Origin of the sequence: Pseudomonas sp. M47T1 (assembly GCF_000263855.1) — a bacterium.
In the GTDB taxonomy this organism is placed as follows: Bacteria; Pseudomonadota; Gammaproteobacteria; order Pseudomonadales; family Pseudomonadaceae; genus Aquipseudomonas.
The window spans coordinates 104599-124665 of sequence record NZ_AJWX01000014.1; the positions used below are offsets into that span (position 1 = coordinate 104599).

Sequence of the window (20067 nt, forward strand, 5' to 3'; positions counted from 1 at the left end):
CCTTGCCACTACACCGGCCTGACGGCCATGTCTATCTCCGTACAGAATTGCGACTAATTGATTCAACAGGCCATCCCAACCATGGCGGTAGAGGATCAGGCTTCAGTGAACGTGCAGCCCGAGCCAGATCCCCAGACTGTGCTCCTCCTGCGTGATCGAGGGGCGAGTAGCCCTGTGCACTGGCGGCGTCAGTCAGTCGGTCTCCCCCAGGGAATCCGCGTCTTTCCAGAAGAATTTCCTGCTCAAAGCCACCTTACAAAATCCAACACAAAAATTGGCATCGCAGTGGTAAACTCCCGCACCCGAGCAAACTTCAGAAGCGCTCCATGTGTGACCGCTGTACTCCATAGAGCTATTTAGATCCAGCCTCGAAGCCTCTGCCGTACTCGGATTTGTGATGTCCATCGCCCAGAGGTATTTGCCACATTAACCGAGAGTAGCTTCTGCAACCTTTCAGCATTTTGATCCGGTAGCCTCATGATTTCGGTAAAACTTTACAACGGTAAGACGTTCAGTTCGGAGCCTGGCACATCACTGCTAGATAGCGCGAAGGCTGCGGGTATCACCTTGGAATACAGCTGCCGCACGGGACGCTGCGGCGTATGCAAAACAACCGTACTCAGCGGTGACACTGAAGCCCTGAAGGGTGAAAGCTCACTGACCGCCGACGAACTTGCCGCCGGCATGATCCTTACCTGTTGCCGTCAGGCCCTTAGCAATGTTGAGCTGGACGCCGAAGATATCGGTGCGTTGGGCGATATTGTGGTTAAGACGCTTCCCTGCCGGATCGATACAATTACCCGACTGGCCGAGAACGTGGTGGAAGTGGTCCTGCGTGTCCCACCTACCAGCAAGCTGCATTATCTTCCTGGCCAGTACCTGGACGTGATCGGCGAGGGGGGGCTACGCCGCAGCTACTCCATCGCCAACGCCCAGCGCGCTGACGGCAAGCTGGAACTGCAAATTCGCGAGGTCGAGCAAGGCTCGATGTCCCAATACTGGTTTGGCAGCGCGAAACCCAATGACCTCCTGCGCCTGGAGGGCCCGCTCGGCACCTTCTGCTTGCGTGATAAATCTGCCAGCACACTCGTATTCCTCGCTACCGGTACCGGAATCGCCCCCGTGAAGGCGATACTGGAGCAGCTCCTGAGCACCCCGAAACTGGCCGAAGGCAAGAATATTCGCATTTATTGGGGCGGTCGAACTGCCGCCGACATCTATTGGACACCCCAGCTAGACGGGCTGAGCGCGTCGTTTATTCCCGTGCTGTCACGGGCCTCCGCTGACTGGCAAGGGCGTACTGGCTACGTACAGGCCGCGCTACTTGATGACGCCATCGACCTTGCGCAGGCGGTCGTATACGCCTGTGGTTCAGAGGATATGATTCACTCTGCGCGTGAGGCACTTACAGTTGCCGGGTTGCCAGTCAAACACTTTTACTCAGATGCATTCGTGAGTTCAAACTAACAAGGAGCAGTTATGAAAGCAGTCATTTTGGCAGGTGGCCTCGGGACTCGCTTAAGCGAGGAGACCGGTACCCGCCCCAAGCCAATGGTCGAGATCGGCGGCAAGCCAATCTTGTGGCACATCATGAAAATGTACTCTTCCCACGGCATCAATGATTTCATCATTTGCTGTGGCTACAAGGGCTACATGATCAAGGAATACTTTGCCAACTACTTCCTGCACACGTCGGACATCACGTTCAACATGCGTGACAACAGCATGAAGGTTCATGACAAACGTGCGGAAGACTGGAACGTGACGCTCGTGGATACCGGTGAAACCTCCATGACCGGTGGTCGCCTGCGCCGCGTCGCAGACTATGTTCGCGATGATGAAGCATTCTGCTTTACCTACGGCGACGGCGTCGGCAGCATGGACATCGGCGCCACCATCGCCTTTCACAAGCGCCATGGCAAAGCCGCAACGCTGACCGCTACCTATCCGCCAGGCCGCTTCGGCGCACTGGACATCAGCGCTGGCCAGGTCCTTAACTTCAAAGAGAAGCCCAAAGGTGACGGTGCCATGATCAATGGCGGCTTCTTTGTTCTTTCTCCCCAGGTTCTGGAATACCTGAAAGACGACAGTACCGTGTGGGAGCAGGAGCCACTGATGGGGCTGGCCGAGAATGGCCAACTAATGGCTTTCGAACATCCAGGCTTCTGGCAACCCATGGACACCCTCCACGACAAGACTCTGCTTGAAAAGTTGTGGCAGACTGGTGCCGCGCCGTGGAAGACCTGGAGCTGACTACGATATGAAAGCTTCTGTATCGCCCGCGTTCTGGTTGGGCAAGAAGGTGTTTCTCACTGGGCATACCGGTTTCAAGGGCAGTTGGCTGGCCCTCTGGCTGCAGGGCATGGGCGCGCAGGTAAAGGGCTTTGCCCTGACCCCGCCTACGACACCCTCGTTATTCGAGCAGGCGCAGGTCGAGCGCGGTATGACGTCGGAGATTGGTGACATTCGCGACCTGCACGCCATCAACGAAAGCATGGTGGCATTTAATCCCGATATCCTGATCCATATGGCGGCGCAGCCGTTGGTGCGGCTTTCCTACCGGGAACCGGTGGAAACCTACGCCACTAACGTGATGGGTACCGTTCATGTGCTCGAAGCCGCTCGCAAGTGCACTGCGCTGCGCGCGATCGTAAACGTGACCACTGACAAATGCTACGAAAACCAGGAATGGGAATGGGGCTACCGTGAAAACGAACCCATGGGTGGCCATGACCCGTACAGCAACAGTAAAGGCTGCGTGGAACTGATCACCAGCGCCTACCGCAACTCGTTCTTCAATGCAGAACACGGCGCTGCCCTCGCCTCAGCGCGTGCGGGCAATGTAATTGGTGGCGGCGACTGGGCCGATGACCGGCTGATTCCCGATATCCTGCGCGCTGCGGAACAAGGCAAGCCCGTTGTAGTCCGCAACCCTGTCGCCACACGGCCCTGGCAGCACGTGCTAGAACCGCTCAGCGGTTACCTTGTCCTTGCCCAGCACCTGTGGGAGCATGGCCATGCATTCGCACAAGGGTGGAACTTCGGACCTAGAGACGAAGACGCACAGCCTGTGGAATGGATACTCGACCATATGGTGCAGGCGTGGGGGGCGGGTGCCAGCTGGCAGCTCGACGAGAATCCTCAGCCACACGAAGCACGTTATTTGAAACTGGATATTTCCAAGGCCCGTACCCACCTGAAATGGGAGCCTACCTGGAGCTTGGAAACCACGTTGACTCACATCGTCAACTGGCATCGCCGCTGGTTGCAAGGTGACGATATGCACGCCCGTTGCGTGGACGAAATCAACTGCTACATGGCAGCCATGGCCTCTGGTGCCTAACCGATAATTAGCTTGAGCAGGAATTACTATGACCCCCGATATGATCCGTCAGGAAATCAGCCAGCTCGTAGAGCGCTATGCCCAGACTGCCCTGGCGACCAAACCTTTCGTTGGGGGCGAAACCGTCATCCCACCTTCGGGCAAGGTGATCGGCGCCCGTGAATTACAACTAATGGTTGAGGCCTCGCTTGACGGCTGGCTCACCACTGGTCGCTTCAATGCAGAGTTCGAGAAGAAGCTCGCTGCGTTCCTCGGCGTGAACTACTTGCTCACCGTGAACTCGGGCTCTTCGGCCAACCTGGTAGCCTTCAGCACTCTCACTTCGCCGAAACTCGGTGACCGTGCGATAAAGAAAGGCGACGAAGTGATTGGCGTCGCCGCCGGCTTTCCGACCACCGTCAATCCGATCGTCCAGTTCGGCGCGATCCCAGTGTTCGTTGACGTGGATATGGCCACCCACAACATCGACGCTGACCTGATCGAAGCAGCCATAACGCCAAAGACCAAGGCGATCATGCTTGCCCACACCTTGGGTAACCCCTTCAATCTCGGCAAGGTGAAGGAGTTGTGCGAGAAGTACAACCTGTGGCTGGTCGAGGATTGCTGTGATGCCCTGGGCGCAACCTATGACGGCAAGCTGGTAGGCACCTTTGGCGATATCGCCACACTCAGCTTCTACCCTGCCCACCACATCACCATGGGCGAAGGCGGTGCTGTGTTCACCAACAATGCTCAACTGAAACTGATAGCCGAATCGTTTCGCGACTGGGGCCGCGATTGCTACTGCGCTCCAGGTTGCGACGATACCTGTGGCAACCGTTTCGGCCAGCAGTTCGGCAGCCTGCCTCAAGGTTACGATCACAAGTACGTGTATGCCCACCTGGGCTACAACTTGAAAATCACCGACATGCAAGCGGCCTGTGGCCTGGCTCAGCTGGACCGTGCGCCAGAATTCATCGAGACCCGCAAGCGCAACTTCAAACTACTGAAAGAGCGGCTGGCCAGTCTCAGCGACTTCCTGGAAATCGCCGAGCCTACGCCTAACAGCGATCCTTCTTGGTTCGGCTTCCCGGTTACTTTGAAAGAGAGCGCCGGGGTCAAGCGTGTCGACCTGCTGAAGTTCCTGGACCAGCACAAAATCGGCACCCGCCTGCTGTTCGCCGGCAACCTGACCCGCCAACCGTACTTCCACAACGTGGAATATCGTGTCGTCGGCGACCTTACCAACACAGATCGAACCATGAACCAGACGTTCTGGCTGGGCGTGCAGCCCTCCCTAGGTCAGGAGCATTTCGACTACGTCGGTGAAAAACTGGAAGAGTTCTTCGGGATCGGTTTCTAAATTTATGAAAGCATCGGATGCAGTAGCAAAGGTTCTCGCGGACACCCAAGTCCTCTACGGTTTCGAGCTCATCGGTGGCATGATCGCCCATCTGGTGGACAGTATTAACTTGCTCGGCAAGACCAAGTTGGTGTCCATGCACCATGAGCAAGGTGCCTCCTTCGCTGCATCCGCTGTCGCACGGGCGACGAACCACAAGGTGATGGGCGTGGCGCTGGGCACCAGTGGCCCAGGCGCTACTAACCTGATTACCGGAATTGCCGATTGCTGGTTGGACAGCCACCCGTGCCTGTTCCTGACCGGTCAAGTCAACACACATGAACTCAAAGGCGAGCGGGCCATCCGCCAGCAGGGTTTCCAAGAGCTCGATAGCGTTGCTTTAGTGAGCAGTATTACCAAATATGCTCATCAAGTGACCCACATTGATGACTTGATTCCAAGCTTACTGAAAGCAATTACCATCGCTCGCGAAGGCCGACCAGGGCCTGTGCTGCTGGACATCCCCATGGATATCCAACGAGCCGAAATCGACGAAGCGGTACTGGATGAATTACTGACCACTTGGGCTCACGCCTCGGCGATGGCCCGGGTTCAAGATGCCTCATACGACGATATATGGGCATTGCTGGAAAATGCACAGAAACCGTTGTTCCTGATTGGTGGCGGTGCGGTGAACACGCCAGGGTTCAGCCAATGGCTGCGCGAGATAGTAAATCTGGGCATTCCCCACGTCGCCAGCCTGAAGGGTGCGGAAAAGCTCACTGCCAGCGAGCACTACCTCGGAATGTTGGGTGCCTACGGTACTCGCGCAGCCAATCACGCCGTACAAAATTGCGATTTGCTGTTGGTATTCGGCAGCCGCATGGACGTACGTCAAACCGGCGCCAAGACGGAAACGTTCGCAGCAAACGCGCACATCGTGCAGTTCGACCTGGACCCTGCCCAGCTGGAAAACAGGGTCAAGGCACATCTTTCGGTTAACGCTAACCTCGACACGGTATTCACCTCCTTCATCGCGAACGCCCCTAAATTGCCACACACCGATATCGCGTGGCGCGCGCGCCTGGCGGAGGTTTTCGAGCTGTCGTTCAAAGACGAATATTCAGAGTGGAGCATCAGCCCATTCGAACTGTTCAATACCCTCAATGGTTTGACCGCCAACCGCTCGTTGGATTATGTCGTCGATGTGGGCAACAATCAGATGTGGGCTGCCCACACATTGCGCTTGGGGCCTGACCAGGCGATGCACCACTCCGGTGGCCTGGGCACCATGGGTTTCGCCATTCCTGCTGCGGTGGGTGCCTGCATCTCCGGCGACAAACCGGTGGTGGTCATTACAGGTGATGGCGGGGCTCAACTCAATATCCAGGAGCTGGACATCATTTCCCGTGAGCGGCTGCCTATTCTCACGATCGTGCTGAACAACCATTCGCTGGGCATGGTTCGTGGCTTTCAGGAAATGTACTTCGAGGGCCGCAACTCGTCGACTTATTGGAATGGCTATACCTCGCAGTTCCAGGCCTTGGGGGCAGCCTATGGCATCCATTCATGTAGCGTGATAGGTCTGGAGGCTTTCAAGGCCGCGGTAGTGGAATTCCTTTCCAACCGCAAGCCGATGCTGATTGAGGTGCTGATGCCTGATGCACGAGAGTGCCGGCCGCGCCTGGAGTTCGGTCGCCCCATCGACGAGCAGTCGCCGCTGCTGGACCTGGGCCAATGAGGCTGGCAATCCTTGGAGCGAGCAGCCATATCGCCAAGGACCTGATAGCCAGCCTCGCCGAGCACACCCCGCACCAGTGCACCTTATTCGTGCGCGCGCGAGGCAACCTGGACACTGGGCTATTAGAAGTTGCCAAGCGCAAAGGTTTTGCCGTTCTGGACTACGCCAAATTTGATTACATCTGCCAGTTCGATGCCATCATCAACTTTGTAGGCGTGGGCGACCCGGCCAGGGCCGTGCAAATGGGCTCGAGCATCTTCACCGTCACCGAACAATACGACAATCTGGCCTTGGGGTACCTAAGCAGCCATCCCTCGTGCAGGTACATCTACCTGAGCAGCGGCGCAGCCTATGGTAGCAACTTTGCAACACCCATCACCGAGGCATCCACAGCGGTATTCCCCATCAATGCACTGCAGCCCCAGCATTGGTATGGCGCCGCCAAGTTCCAGGCAGAGTGTCGCCATCGCGCTCTACCCGAAGCAGCGATCGTCGACGTGAGGGTGTTCAGTTACTTCAGTCATCGCCAGGCCCCCGAAGCGCGCTTCTTCCTCAGTGACATCTTAAGGGCGCTGCAAGCCGGCACGGTATTGGAAGTTGCACCGGACGACATGCTCAGGGACTACCTCACACCTGACGACTTCATGCAATTGATTGACCGGATACTGCAAGCACCGGCGTGCAACGAAGTGGTGGACTGTTACAGCTTGGCTCCCGTCGGGAAATTCGAACTGCTGACTGCATTGGGTGAGCATTTTGGTCTGCAATTTGCCGTGATAGGTAACCAGGAGCCAGTGAACGCCACCGGCCCCAAGGCTCATTACTACTCGCATAATCGCAAGGCCGAAAAATTGTTCGGTTATGTACCCGGAGAATCTTCGCTAAACGGCGTTTTACGTGAGATCAAGCAGGCGCTGCATGCAAGAAACTGAACAAGGATTGCCACGGCTCCGTGCGCTTCTGAATGTGAAACTGGTCCGGTTTCTGTTAGTGGGGGTAATGAATGCGGCATTCGGCTACGGCTGTTTTGCCGGCTTTCTTTACCTGGGCCTGCATTATAGTGCAGCCCTGCTACTGGCCACGATTCTGGGCGTCATGTTTAACTTCAAAAGCACCGGGGCCTTGGTTTTTGGCTCGAAGAACAACAAGCTTATCTTTCGCTTTGTAATCGGATATGCAGTTGTCTATGGCGCTAACGTGGCTGGTATTGCGGCGCTCAAGTTACTGGGCGTGAGCCCTTACCTTGCCGGTGTCGCCCTACTCGTGCCCATGGCCCTTCTCTCTTTTGTCATTAATAACAGGTATGTTTTCAATTATGCGTAAGCTCATCAGTATAGTGACACCTTGCTACAATGAAGAAGCCAATATTGATGAGCTTTACCAGCGCATCGTCGAGGTAATGGCTCGCCTTGACTACGATTACGAACATATTTTTATCGATAACTGTTCAACTGATAGCAGTATTGTCAAGTTGCGTGCACTGGCGGCACAAGACCAACGTGTGAAACTGATTCTGAACGCACGTAACTTTGGCCATATTCGCTCACCCTACCATGCCCTGCTACAGGCTCGGGGCGATGCCGCTGTGTTGATCGCCTCCGACCTGCAAGACCCACCCGAGATGATTGAAGAGTTTGTGAAAAAGTGGGAAGAAGGCTTTAAGACAGTGATGGCAGTGAAGCCCGAAAGCGAAGAATCGCGCCTGATGTTCATTGCACGTCGCGCTTACTATCGTTTTGTCACACGCATCTCCGAGGTGCCGCTGGTACAGAATGCCACCGGTGCCGGCCTGTTCGATCGTGCCGTGCTGGACATTCTTAAGAAAATCGACGATCCGTATCCGTATTTCCGCGGTCTGCTGTGTGAAATTGGGTTCCCAATCGCCACGGTTCCATTCAAGCAGCCGCGGCGCATGCGTGGCATCACCAAGAATAATTTCTACACCTTGTATGATATTGCCATGCTCGGTATTACCAACCACTCCAAGGTGCCACTACGGCTGATGGTGATGGGCGGTGCACTCCTCGCGGGGATGAGCCTGTTGGCCGCCTTTGGGTTCCTAATAGCAAAGCTGGCGTTCTGGAATTCATTCCAGATGGGTATCGCCCCTCTGCTTATTTCGCTGTTCTTCTTCAGTTCGGTACAGATCCTGTTTTTGGGGATGCTCGGGGAGTATTTGGGTTCGGTTCATACAAAGATTCGCAATATGCCGCTTGTGGTCGAAATCGAACGCGTAAATTTTGACTAAATAATTGCGAGCACAAACTGTGAATTCACAACACTCCTTACCTAAGCCTAGCGCTTCCAGAATAAGCACCTACCCCACATGGAGGACGATTCTCGCTACTGATTGGAAGCTAATCCTCATTGGTGCGCTTGGTTCGTTACTCCTCGCCAGCATTGTCATGAGTGGCCTGGCCAGCGCCTTCACACCAGATTTATCACGGCCATACGCATACGCAGGCGACGGGCTATTTCACGCATGGATGGCGCAGCGAGTCGCGGAAGGTTGGCTGTTCGATAATGCCCGAAGTGGCTATCCGTTCGGTTCGAACTTCTTGGACTTTCCTGGATCGGACGGCGGTGATCATCTGCTGATCAAGATCTTTGCCCTGCTTGGTGGAGGCTGGGCAGCTGGAGTGAAGCTGTTCTATCTGTTCGGTTTTCCTGCCTGCTTCGTCGCCACATACGTCACCGCCCGCGCGTTTGGCTTGAACCGCAGTTTTGCAGTGGCAGGCAGCGTAATTTACACCTTCGCCCCCTTCCACTTTTTGCGGTTGCAGCATCTTTTCTACACCTGGTACTTCATCGCCCCGTTATTTTTCTATTTGGCACTCGACATTTACTTGACCCACGGCCCGGTAACGCCCTCGAGCATCAAGTCAAAGGGTCGCAAACTGCTTGCAACAGCCCTAGGCATGCTGATTCTTGCCTCCTTTGGCGTGTACTACGCGTTGTTCGGGGTAATTATATTAGCAGCGGCCGGGGTCATGAGCGCGGTTAAAACCCATAATACTTACGGTGTGAGAAAAGCAGCACTATTGATTGCCGCAACAATATTCGGCGTATTCGTCAACATTGCGCCCAACATGATCGGAACCTATAAAAACGGGCCAAATCTTGAGGTCGCCCAGCGCTCAATTGTTGAATCTGAAGTCTATGGAATGAAGATGATGCAATTGTTGATGCCACGACCGGACCATCGTATAAAGCAATTGGGTGGTATCGCTCAGCGCTACAATCAAGCAACCCCCTTGGTTAATGAAAACTCTACCTCGTCGCTAGGTATTATTGGCGCAGCCGGCTTTATGCTGGTATTGCTCTATTTCCTTTTTGCCTCGGCTCGCCCAGACTCAGACGACAGACTCCGCCTAGTGGCCGTCACTACGTTCGTGCTGTTTCTATTTGCCACCATCGGCGGTTTAGGTTCGTTGTTCGCGATGACTGTCTCACCCTCCATCAGGGCCTGGAATAGAGACAGTATCTTCATCGCCTGTGGCGCGCTGCTTTTCCTCTTCATCGCACTGCAAATATTATTGCAGAAGATAGCGCCCCGGCTAGCCAACTACTCAGTCGGAATAGCGGCAGCGCTGGTACTGGTAGGACTGTTCGATCAAACTGTATCGCCGTGCAAAAGCTGCATTGCCGTCCAGAACGCAGCTTTTGATAGCGACAAAGACTTTATTCAGTCCATCGAAAAAGCGCTTCCCGCCGGCGGATCGGTTTATCAACTACCTTACATTGGCTTTCCAGAAGTACCGATACTACAGCGTCTGATTAATTACCAGATGATGGTCGGGGTCTTGCATTCAAAGGCCTTACACTGGAGTTTCGGCGGTATGAAAGGCCGACCAGGTGACTTGTTCTACCGCGCTCTGGCGCAAGAACCAATGACGCGCCAAATCGAGGTTATCCGCAAACTCGGATTCGACGGCATTTATATCGATCGCCGGGGTTATGCTGATAACGGCGATGCGTTGATCCAAGAGCTGTCGCAGTTACTGCAGGAACCACCGCTACTGCAAAGCAGCGACAAAGAAATGGTCTTTTTCAAGCTTGAGAATAGCGCGCACCCAGACCTGTCTGGGCTGTCTCCCAAACAAATTCAGCGCGAGGCAGGGTTTTTCGGAGACGCTTGGGGACCGCGCTACAGCGGCAGCCTTGCGAGCGGGATAGATTTCACACGCAGCGGGCTGCCTGAATTCATAAGCGATGCCCAAGGCCTATATGGTATCGAGCCGTGGGGACGCTGGTCATCCCAGCAGGCAGTCTTTGAATTTACTGCCCCCCTGCCGCAGAAATTCACCCTGGTATTGAAGGCCCAAGCCTACGCGACTAATGCCCAGACGCCGACTCGTGTTCTGGTAGGCCAGCATGAATACAGTATGCAACTCACTGCAGGCATCTCCGAAGTTCGCCTGGACGTTAACCTTGGGGGTGAAAGCACAGATCGCATAACCTTTATCCCCCCCAAACCTGCTTCGCCAAGCCAAGTGTCAGGGAATACAGATGGGCGGATTTTAGGCATCGGTTTCGTATCAATGCAGATCATTCCGTAACCGGTCTACCGAAGCGGGGACGGCAACCGATTGCTGTCCCCGCATAGATCCGGGGGACCACTGCGCATTAGCAACAAAATGCGATAAGCGAACCACCAAGGTTTCAGGTACAAAAAACCCGCCGGAGCGGGTTGGTTGTAAGGCATCTTTAATTGGGCCTTTTCTGTCGATTTAATATTCCAGAAAGAAACAAGCCTTTGATCTTACCTACCGACGACCTAGACTAAGGTCAGCTGTATCGACGCGCTAGCCGCGCTACCGCTTCCACTTTATTCACAGCGTGCTCAATCACTCTATTCTGTTCCGAATGCAACTGTTCCATACCAAATAACGCTGCTTTTAGCTGCTCAGCACTCTGCTTCCAAGTCAACCAAGGCATATCGTCTGAAACAATTGTCTTCCCCTCGCGACTGTCTTTTATCCATTGGAGCACGGCATCGGCGAGATTTTGCGCGCTATCGCCCTCGAAGAACGTCGCATGCTCACCGGCAACCTCATGGAAAACAGGCAATGCCCGTGCGAGTATCGGTAATTTGTGCTGCGCAGCCTCGATCAACGGTAAACCGAAGCCCTCCCCTTCGGAGGCTGCCAGCAAGCAGGATGAAGACGTGTACAGGGCTTCCAGGTATTCATCGCTGATACCTTCAAGCCAGAACAGTCGCTTGTTCAGCTGCGGATGCTTACGCAGACGCGCAGCCAAGTCGTCGACCATCCAACCTTGCTTTCCTACGAACACCAAATTCAGCTGCTCGCCTTCGGCCCATAGCAATTCGAATGCCGAGAGTGCTTGGGCATAGCCCTTGCGTGGTTCGATGGTACCCACGGACAAGAATGTCGGAGCACTGCGCAGGCATTTGAGAACTGCGGTCGCACCTTCCGCCATACCCGTAGTAGGCAGCGACGAGTTCAAATCAGCCCCCAGATGAAACCAGCTCGTCTGCAGGTGCATATGAGGCGCACGCGGGGCGCCATGGACGGCCACCCAGTACTGGAGGTCATGGGCCACCGCCGCAGAGATACACAGCGCTGCATCAGCCTGTGTGATCTCGTACAGCCATTGGGCATGTGCATCCTTGGTACCCGGCGGAAAGTGCTCTTCAAAAAGGATAGGTATCAGGTCATACACGACAAACGTTGTTCTCACGCCACGTTCGCGCATTCGCGAAAACACCTTCGCCTTCCCGCCCTCGACGGCGTACGAACCCGAAAAGTCCAGCCCCAGAAATTGATCGCCGGGTTGCATATCCACCGGATCGTCGCGCAGCCAGCCGGTCGGACACCCCATGAGCGTAAGCATGAAATTACGCGCATAGCGCCAATGCCATGCACCGGTCGTATTACAAAGGAAAACGGGCTCAAACAGGTAACCCGCGGGGGGAGAGTCGACTAACGCCAGTAACAGCGCCCGGACAACTCGCTGAATACCTGTGCGCAAATCCACCCGCGCCATTGCCGAAACGTCTACGTAGATGCGGCGCAAGCCAATTGCTGGCGGCTGGTTGAGCGCCATGCATTTGGAGGTAGTAAGAATATCGACGTTCGCATCCCGATCAGCGATAACGCCAGCCACCGACGAAATGAACGCCTGGTACTGGTTACGCTCACGATAATGCGCCTCGATACGTTCCATGTAGAGCTGCGCGCAATGAGCCGGCGCATGATCCCTGTGTACATATTCGGCGGCCCGCTGACCGAGACCTTCACAAAGCTGTGGCTGACTGCGCAGTTTCTCCAACGCCTCGATCAGGTGCGCATCGCTGAATTGATCCGGCAGCTTGATCAGTACGTCATCGGGCAGATCGGCCATCGCCCCGTTGGCATTCACAACTGTGCCAAGCCCGTAGTTGAAGCAATCAAGCACCGCCGCAGAAGTTTCGCCGCGAGACAACTCTCGCAGTTGCACCCCTACATCCGCTGCCGCCAAGTACATCTCGTAAGTAGCCGCGTCGGTCCAGCCAACAATGCTCACACTCGAAGCGTCTTTGCGGGCTTTGAGATGCTGCTCGATCTCAAGGCCATAGTCGGAGGCCTCGTTCTGGCCTACGTAGAACAGCTTGCAGTTGCGGTCCTGGCGCAGCAGAGCAGAACCTTCCCAAGCAGCCAATAGCCGGTGATTGAGTTTGGTCTTACCCATGAAACCGAAGCTACAGACTACGAAATCATCATCATTCAGGCCCAAGGCAGCCCGGGCTCGCGCCCGATCTGGGGCTGCGGCAGGCACACGTAGCAGTGGAACCATCGAGCAATGCGCAGCCTCGCCATACCACTGGCGAGCCAAGGATAATGAGTGGTCCGAATGAACGATCACACCTAACGCCTTGCTGAGCACACCAAGGCTACCCGGGTACCTGGACAAAGTGCCATGCACGCCTTCGCGATAGAAATCCACGACTGCCTTGTAACCGTGTCCTTGGTAGAGCTCTTTCACCCATGCATCGGGTTTCACGCCATGCACTTGGCAATACCATTGCACATCGCTGAGATAGAAGTCGTGCAGCACGACAACGCCCGGGATCTCCTCGAGCAACTCGAACATGAAGGCATGCATCGGGTTGTTACCCAAGTGATAAATGACCCGCTGGTAGCCAGCAGCATTTTGGCGGAACCATTCTACCGGGCGTACTGGACAATTCGCTAAAACCCACGGATCGGTAACATCAGAATGGCCGGTTACCACATCGATATCATAGTAACGACTGAGCTCGGGGAGCAGTTCTGCACTGTATCCCGCAATACCGCTTTTCTGCGGCGGTAGTGGTGATACATACGCCAACTTTTGCCGAGTGACAGGAACACTTTTCCCCAGATTTTCCTGACGGTCTTCCAGCAATTTCAGCACCGCCTGCGCGTCATCGCGCAGGGCCTCTTCGCTAAAGCTATCGCCGGGGCTCGAAACCAACTGATCGATCCGCTCCGCTGGGATACCTAGTGCCTGGCTGACACTTCCAGCGTCCAGCGGTGACAGCAACAGCACGTTGTCCGCATGAGCGATTTGCTCCAGTTGCCGCGCCCGACGGTTACTCCGCGACGCCGTCGCAGTATTTTCAGGCTCGCACATGGAGTCAAGAATTACGACGCTACGGACAGTCTGTTGCAACTCACCAATGGTGAAAATTGTTTCGCTTTCAAGACTGTCAAATACATTCGATAGCAACACCAGATCAGGCTTGAGGTTTGCCAGGAATGCTTCACGGATAAGCTCGGCAACCTGCGCACGCCCTTCATTTGCAGGATGGTGACGATTAACCGGGCCAGGTGCCGACCAAACGCGAATGTTGTCGCTCGGCAACAGGCCGTGAAACTCTGAACGAAGTGCTTCGACAGTGCCTTCGAATAATCCGCTCAAGGCCAGGATGACTTCATGCTCACCCGAGTGTGCGGCCAAGCTACGAGCCAGATTAGTGATGTAGCACGACGGCTCAGATTTAACGTAATGCGCCTGAGCGCCCTGCATGTCTACAACAATACGCATCAACCCAGGTCCTTTTGATCAATAACTTTTTTCAAATCGTGATATATCTGCCGGGCTTCCACTGACAGGCCATCCAGATACTGAGGCACCGAAATATCGGTGGCCTGGTTGGCTCCGAGGGTAGCATCCGTTATCACCCCATTGTTATGGGCAAAGTTCTTGAACGCACCATGCAAGCGCGGTGACAGTTTGATGGCATTGTTTAGCCCTTGAAGGAGCGCTGGTCGCGCAAGGACGAATCGAACACCGCCTATCAACACCCGGCGAGGCGCATTTTTTAGAGCTTTGGCAAAAGCACCTGGCAAGACGCGAACTGTATGTACCGACCAACGCAACGGCGCAGTCATGCGCCATGACGTACTGCTGGTCAACGCATGAACCGTGCTTTCATCTGCACAACTCTTTAGCCAAAACTCGTGAGCTTTAGCCAAGGCCTCATCGCGTTCCTGACGCGCATGTTCCAACTGCGCCTCAATTGCGGTCAACTGGTCCTGCTGCGCAGAATAATGGGCCGTTTCTACGACATCATCACGCTGCTGGCGAGCACGCTGCAACTCAGCCTTGATGCCAACAAGCTGCTCCCCGAGAGCAGGCAACTGATACTTCTCGAGGGCCTCATCGCGCTGCTGGCGGGACTGTTCGAATTCGGCCTTGATGTGGACAAGCTGTTCCTGCAGCGCGGGAAGCTGAAACTTCTCGAAGGCCTCATCCCGTTGCTCGCGAACCTGCTGCAACTCGGCCTTGATATGAGCCAACTGCTCCCGAACCGCTGGAATCTGAAAGCTTTCGAACGCTTCGTCGCGCTGCTCGCGGACCTGCTGCAACTCTTCTTTTATATGCTTGAGTTGTTCGTGCAATGCAGGCAGCTGAAATTTCTCAAACGTCTCGCTACGTTGCTCTCGGACGAGCTGTAGCTCAGTGCTGAGGCGCAAAAACTCTTCTTGCAAGGCAGGCAGTTGAAACTTCTCGAAGGCTTCATCGTGCTGTTCACGAACCTGCTTCAGCTCAGCCTTGATCTCCACAAGCTGTTCTTGAAGCACTGGCAGCTGAAACTCATCCTGTCTTTGGCGAACCAGTTGCAACTCTGCCTTGATATCAACAAGCTGCTCCTGAAACTCTGGCAGATGAAGCTTATCAAAAGCTTCCTGAGAGCGAAGCTGCAACTGCTGCTCGTAGCGCACTGCTAAGCTTTCCAAACTCACACCGTAGCCACGATCAAAGCATGCATCGAAGTCCGCCAATTGTTCGGCGGTTGCCGATTTTTGCGCCACAATAGCGTAGTCAGGGCTAGCTCCACCCAACACATCCATTAAGGTCAGGTGCTGAGAACCATGAAGCGAGGGTTCTTCCTGCAGACGGACCACTTTGGTACGGGAAAACCCCGAATACTCGGCAAGGAAACCCAGCAAATCCAACGGAACAGGTTTTTCATGGGTCGGATCAAGAAAAAAACTGCTTGTTCCCACTACCAAATTTTCCGCATTGGGTGTTTCCATGATCAACAGCCCTGCGGGCTTAAGCACCCGCAGTGCTTCACTCACCAGTTTTTGCACGTCACTGAAGGAAATATGCTCTACCAGGTGGAATGCCGACACCACAGCCTGACTGTTATCGTCGAGAGCCGCCAGCGCTGTTAACGCATCGTTATGCTCGGCAACTAGTTCAAGCGCCCAACAGGCCTCCAGCATACCGTCATCAAGATCAACACCCCGCGGGGAAAAACCTTGCGCCTGCAATAACTCAAGCCATTCACCGCGACCACATCCCAAATCCAAAACCGGACAGGTGGAATACAGCGTCTTGAGTGGGCTGACAAAGGGTAGATAAACCTCAAGACGCTTCGCGATCAACCCACGACTACCGCGATGCCGGTCTTCGAAAGCGCGGTAAAATGTCTTACTCATCTATTCTCTTCCAATGTTGGCGGTAGCCAGGCAAGGCCGACAAACTCTGTTTTAGATACGTTAACAACATTGAACACAAGCGCCAGATCCTGCCATTCGAAGTTACACGCGATGTGATTCTCGGTGGTATGCAGGGCTACCGCTACCGAGTAGGAGCCTACGCCCAGATTGGCTTCGAAGGTGAAGCTGTACTGGATGTCCTGCCCGGCCACCATGTGTTCCAGCGTGCGCCCCAGGTGGTGGGTGTTGGTGCCATAAACCGTTTGCCCCAATCGATCCTTCAGCATATAGCCAGTGACGAGCTCGGGGATGTCGCTGTTGACCCGTACGTCAACTCTCAAGCTGACGGTCTCACCCACCTGCACATATTCGATCGGCTCACCCTTACTGTTATGCAGGCTGACGGAACGAATGGTCGCCTCGCCCGAGCCCGAACGAGTTTGGACACTACCGTCTCCACGCTGAGTGACCGTTACAGTGGAGTTTTCCTTGGCGGCTATTATCGCATTGTAGTAGTCCATCACCTCTTCCGGCGCACCATCTTTGATCACCGTCCCAGATTCCAGAAGAATCGCACGGTTGCACAGCCCCTGGATCGCGCCACGATCATGGGAGACGATAAGCAACGTCGTTCCCATCTGCTGGAACTCGCGAATACGGTCAAAGCTTTTGTGCTGGAAATAACTGTCACCAACGGAAAGCGCTTCATCAACGATCAGTATTTCTGGCCTAAATGCAGTGGCGACCGCAAACGCCACCCGCATCTGCATGCCACTGGAGTAGGTACGCACCGATTCATCGAAGTATTCACCAATTTCAGCGAATGCCTCGATGTCATCAATGACCGTGTCCAACTGCTCAGTGCTGAACCCCATCAGACCAGCAGCGTGGTAAGCGTTCTGGCGGCCAGTGAGTTCAGGATTGAAGCCCATCCCCAGCTCAAGAATGGCGGCAATACGACCGTTAACCTGCAAGGTGCCCTCAGAGGGCTGCAACGTGCCGGTAATCATTTTGAGCAGCGTTGACTTACCCGCACCGTTCTGCCCGACGATGCCAATCGCTTCCCCCGGCTGGATCTCAAAGCTCACATGCTTGAGCACCCAATGCTCTTCGCTGGGTGAAACAGGCAGAAAGAACCATCGGGCGATTCGCTGCCACTCTGAACGGTAGGTTCGATAAGCCTTACCCAAATTTCTGACACTGAGCAGGCTCATAGCGAGTCCACCATTTCAGGCGCCGCCCGACGAAAAAGGAATAGACCCAGCGCCATGAGACAAAAGGCCAAAGTAAACGCAAACAAAGCATCTTGCAGGCTTGGCGAGGTACCGTACACCATGATGCTCTGATAGGACACAACCAGCGGGTAAAGCGGATTATAAATAAGCATTCCACGCAATCCTTCCGGAATGATATTCACCGAATACACAATGGGTGTAAACCAGAAGAGTACTTGTAAAACGATCGGCACCACTTGCCCGATGTCCCTCAAAAAAACATTAAGAATGCCCAACACCAGGCCTAGGCCGACGGCGAGTGCGACCACTGCCAGCGTCATTGGAATCAGCCAGAGCATTTGCATGGTCGGCTCATGGCCAAGAATCGCGAACACCGCTAGTACAGCAACGAACAACAACAGGTTATTAAGCAGACAGGAGCCAACGACTATGACGGGTAGTGCGATCCGTGGGAACCGCATTTTTTTCATTAAATTGCCGTTTTCGATGAAAATCGTCAGGCAACGCGAAACTATTTCAGAGAACAAATTCCAGGCTAGCATTCCAGCCATGAGGTACAAGGCGTAGGCGTATTTGTTGTCAATACCAGGCAATTTTGCTGCAAGGACATTGGACAAGATGAGGGCGTAAATCGCGACCTGAGCAAGCGGATGTATGATCATCCATAGACCGCCGAGCCGGCTTCGGGCGAATCGTGCAATAAACTCGTTTTTTATCGAGCTCCCAATAAAGCTTCGGTACTGCCAAAGCCCCCTCAACATACCAAGCATAATTACCCCTGAATAAAACGATCAATCTCGGCAGCATGCTGAGACACCGTCCTTTGCCATCAAAAACCTTTGACACCTGCCGGAGCACTTCAGACAGAATTCAAACGTTATTGCTCTGACTAAAATTGATACTCAATTCCGACCAGCCTCATCAATGACCACGGCTGCCGTGACCGACTATTATTAATTTTCAACACGACCATAATTATCTTCAAACCGAACAATATCATCCTCACCCAGATAATCACCGCTCTGCACCTCAATCAACACCAGATCAATCACCCCCGGATTCTTCAAGCGATGCTTGTGCCCCGCACGAATAAAGGTCGATTCATTGGTATTGAGCATCAGCTCACGAGTGTCATTGACCACTACAGCCATGCCACTGACCACGATCCAGTGCTCGCTGCGGTGGTGATGCATCTGCAGGGACAAGGAGGCGCCGGGCTTGACTACGATACGCTTGATCTTGAAGCGCTCGCCATTCTCCAGCGTGGTGTAAGTACCCCACGGGCGGTGGACGGTCTGGTGCAACAAGTGCGCGGTATGGGATTTGGCCTTCAACTGGCCGACGATGTGCTTGACGTCCTGGGCATGATCCTTGTGGGCGATCAGCACGGCGTCAGGCGTGTCGATGACCAGCAGATCCTCGACACCGACCAGTGCGGTCAGTCGACTCTCGCTGTTGACGTAGTTGTTGCTGGAACCGTGGGCAAGGACTTCGCCTTCAAAGCGGTTGCCGTTGGCATCAGCTTTGGTCAGTTCACTCACCGCGTTCCAGGAGCCAATATCGCTCCAGCCAATATCACAGGGAATGGTGGCTACCCGGGAGGAGCGCTCCATCAAGGCGTAGTCGACCGAGATGTCTGGCACTTGGCCGAAGGTTTCGGCATCCAGAGTCAGGCAGCTGTAGGCTGAAGCTTTGGAGCAGCGGGACTTTTCCAGGGTGAGCGATACGGCGGCCAGCACATCCGGTGCATGGGCGCTGAGCTCTTCCAGTACCGTGCCAACGCGGAAACAGAACATACCGGAGTTCCAGAAGTAGTTACCGGCCGACACGTAGGCTTCGGCGGTTTTCAGATCCGGTTTTTCTACGAAACGTTTGACCTTCAGGCCTGCTGGCAGCTCGCCCGCTACGCCCGCTTCGATGTAGCCGAATCCGGTTTCGGGATACTGGGGCTGAATGCCGAAGGTGACCAGCCACCCTTCTGCAGCCAACTGCGATGCCTGTTTGACCGCAGCGGCAAACGCGGCTTCGTCCTGAATTAAATGGTCTGCGGCCAGCACCAGCATTTGTGCGTCGCTGCCGTGTTTTTCATTCAATTGCAGTGCAGCTGCCGCAACAGCCGCAGCGGTGTTGCGTCCGAACGGCTCGAGGATATAGCCCTGAGCCAGGTTCTGAGTGTTTACGAGGCCGTACTCGTCTTCTGTCTTGAACAACAGTTCGCGATTGGTGACCGTCATCACCTCGACGACGCCCTCCAGGCGGGCGGCCCGCAGGAAGGTTTTTTGGATCAGATTTTGACCGTCCGGGAGCGCCATGAACGGCTTGGGATGAGCTTCCCGAGATACAGGCCACAACCGGCTGCCAACGCCACCGGACAGAATTACGGGAATCATTTCCATAGCTTTTAAATCCTTAGCAGCCCATCAAGCGGTCGCCCGCGAGGTATGGGCAAAAGTCATATTTCTGATCGTTGATTGCGTTCGGCTGTTTGCTAG

Annotated in this window: 14 protein-coding genes; 9 read left to right on the plus strand and 5 right to left on the minus strand. The window is 54.6% G+C overall.

The window, feature by feature from the left end; translation table 11 throughout:
* Nucleotides 1-477: 477 nt before the first annotated feature.
* From PMM47T1_RS16005 to PMM47T1_RS16045, 9 genes are all read left to right on the plus strand, one after another.
* A complete protein-coding gene (locus tag PMM47T1_RS16005; RefSeq protein WP_008370683.1) occupies nt 478-1467 on the plus strand; it encodes an FAD-binding oxidoreductase in 990 nt (329 codons plus the stop codon).
* Nucleotides 1468-1479: 12 nt separating this feature from the next.
* Nucleotides 1480-2253, plus strand: coding sequence for a glucose-1-phosphate cytidylyltransferase (rfbF, locus tag PMM47T1_RS16010; RefSeq protein WP_008370684.1), 774 nt, complete (start codon nt 1480-1482; stop codon nt 2251-2253).
* A gap of 7 nt (nt 2254-2260) precedes the next feature.
* Nucleotides 2261-3343, plus strand: a complete 1083-nt coding sequence (rfbG, locus tag PMM47T1_RS16015) for a CDP-glucose 4,6-dehydratase (RefSeq protein WP_008370685.1) — start codon at nt 2261-2263, stop codon at nt 3341-3343.
* Nucleotides 3344-3371: 28 nt separating this feature from the next.
* Nucleotides 3372-4685, plus strand: a complete 1314-nt coding sequence (rfbH, locus tag PMM47T1_RS16020; protein WP_008370686.1) for a lipopolysaccharide biosynthesis protein RfbH — start codon at nt 3372-3374, stop codon at nt 4683-4685.
* A gap of 4 nt (nt 4686-4689) precedes the next feature.
* Nucleotides 4690-6405: a thiamine pyrophosphate-binding protein gene (locus PMM47T1_RS16025; protein ID WP_043301143.1), complete on the plus strand. Its 1716-nt coding sequence runs from the start codon at nt 4690-4692 to the stop codon at nt 6403-6405.
* Nucleotides 6402-7337 carry an NAD-dependent epimerase/dehydratase family protein gene (locus PMM47T1_RS16030; RefSeq protein ID WP_008370691.1) on the plus strand — a complete coding sequence of 312 codons (936 nt, stop codon included), beginning with the start codon at nt 6402-6404 and terminating at the stop codon, nt 7335-7337. The genes PMM47T1_RS16025 and PMM47T1_RS16030 overlap by 4 nt, the downstream gene beginning before the upstream one ends.
* The gene (locus PMM47T1_RS16035) at nt 7324-7728 is read left to right on the plus strand and encodes a GtrA family protein (RefSeq protein WP_008370693.1); all 405 of its coding nucleotides are present in this window, start codon (nt 7324-7326) and stop codon (nt 7726-7728) included. Before PMM47T1_RS16030 ends, PMM47T1_RS16035 begins: the two co-directional genes overlap by 14 nt.
* On the plus strand, nt 7721-8653 hold the full coding sequence (locus tag PMM47T1_RS16040; protein ID WP_008370695.1) for a glycosyltransferase family 2 protein: 933 nt from the start codon (nt 7721-7723) through the stop codon (nt 8651-8653). Before PMM47T1_RS16035 ends, PMM47T1_RS16040 begins: the two co-directional genes overlap by 8 nt.
* Before the next feature lie 157 nt (nt 8654-8810).
* Nucleotides 8811-10964, plus strand: coding sequence for a DUF7024 domain-containing protein (locus PMM47T1_RS16045; protein ID WP_202947825.1), 2154 nt, complete (start codon nt 8811-8813; stop codon nt 10962-10964).
* Between the two features lie 229 nt (nt 10965-11193).
* Here the strand turns inward: PMM47T1_RS16045 and PMM47T1_RS16050 are convergent, their stop codons facing one another.
* The 5 genes from PMM47T1_RS16050 to PMM47T1_RS16070 all read right to left on the minus strand — a co-directional run bounded on the left by PMM47T1_RS16050 (nt 11194) and on the right by PMM47T1_RS16070 (nt 19971).
* Complete coding sequence (locus tag PMM47T1_RS16050; RefSeq protein ID WP_008370699.1) at nt 11194-14436, minus strand: glycosyltransferase; 3243 nt, start codon at nt 14434-14436, stop codon at nt 11194-11196.
* Nucleotides 14436-16340, minus strand: a complete 1905-nt coding sequence (locus PMM47T1_RS28720; RefSeq protein WP_008370701.1) for a class I SAM-dependent methyltransferase — start codon at nt 16338-16340, stop codon at nt 14436-14438. Before PMM47T1_RS28720 ends, PMM47T1_RS16050 begins: the two co-directional genes overlap by 1 nt.
* On the minus strand, nt 16337-17554 hold the full coding sequence (locus PMM47T1_RS16060; protein ID WP_008370710.1) for an ABC transporter ATP-binding protein: 1218 nt from the start codon (nt 17552-17554) through the stop codon (nt 16337-16339). The genes PMM47T1_RS28720 and PMM47T1_RS16060 overlap by 4 nt, the downstream gene beginning before the upstream one ends.
* Nucleotides 17551-18345 (minus strand): ABC transporter permease, encoded by a 795-nt coding sequence (locus tag PMM47T1_RS16065; protein WP_008370712.1) that lies wholly within the window; start codon nt 18343-18345, stop codon nt 17551-17553. The genes PMM47T1_RS16060 and PMM47T1_RS16065 overlap by 4 nt, the downstream gene beginning before the upstream one ends.
* A gap of 183 nt (nt 18346-18528) precedes the next feature.
* On the minus strand, nt 18529-19971 hold the full coding sequence (locus tag PMM47T1_RS16070; RefSeq protein WP_008370714.1) for a mannose-1-phosphate guanylyltransferase/mannose-6-phosphate isomerase: 1443 nt from the start codon (nt 19969-19971) through the stop codon (nt 18529-18531).
* Between the last annotated feature and the right edge of the window lie 96 nt (nt 19972-20067).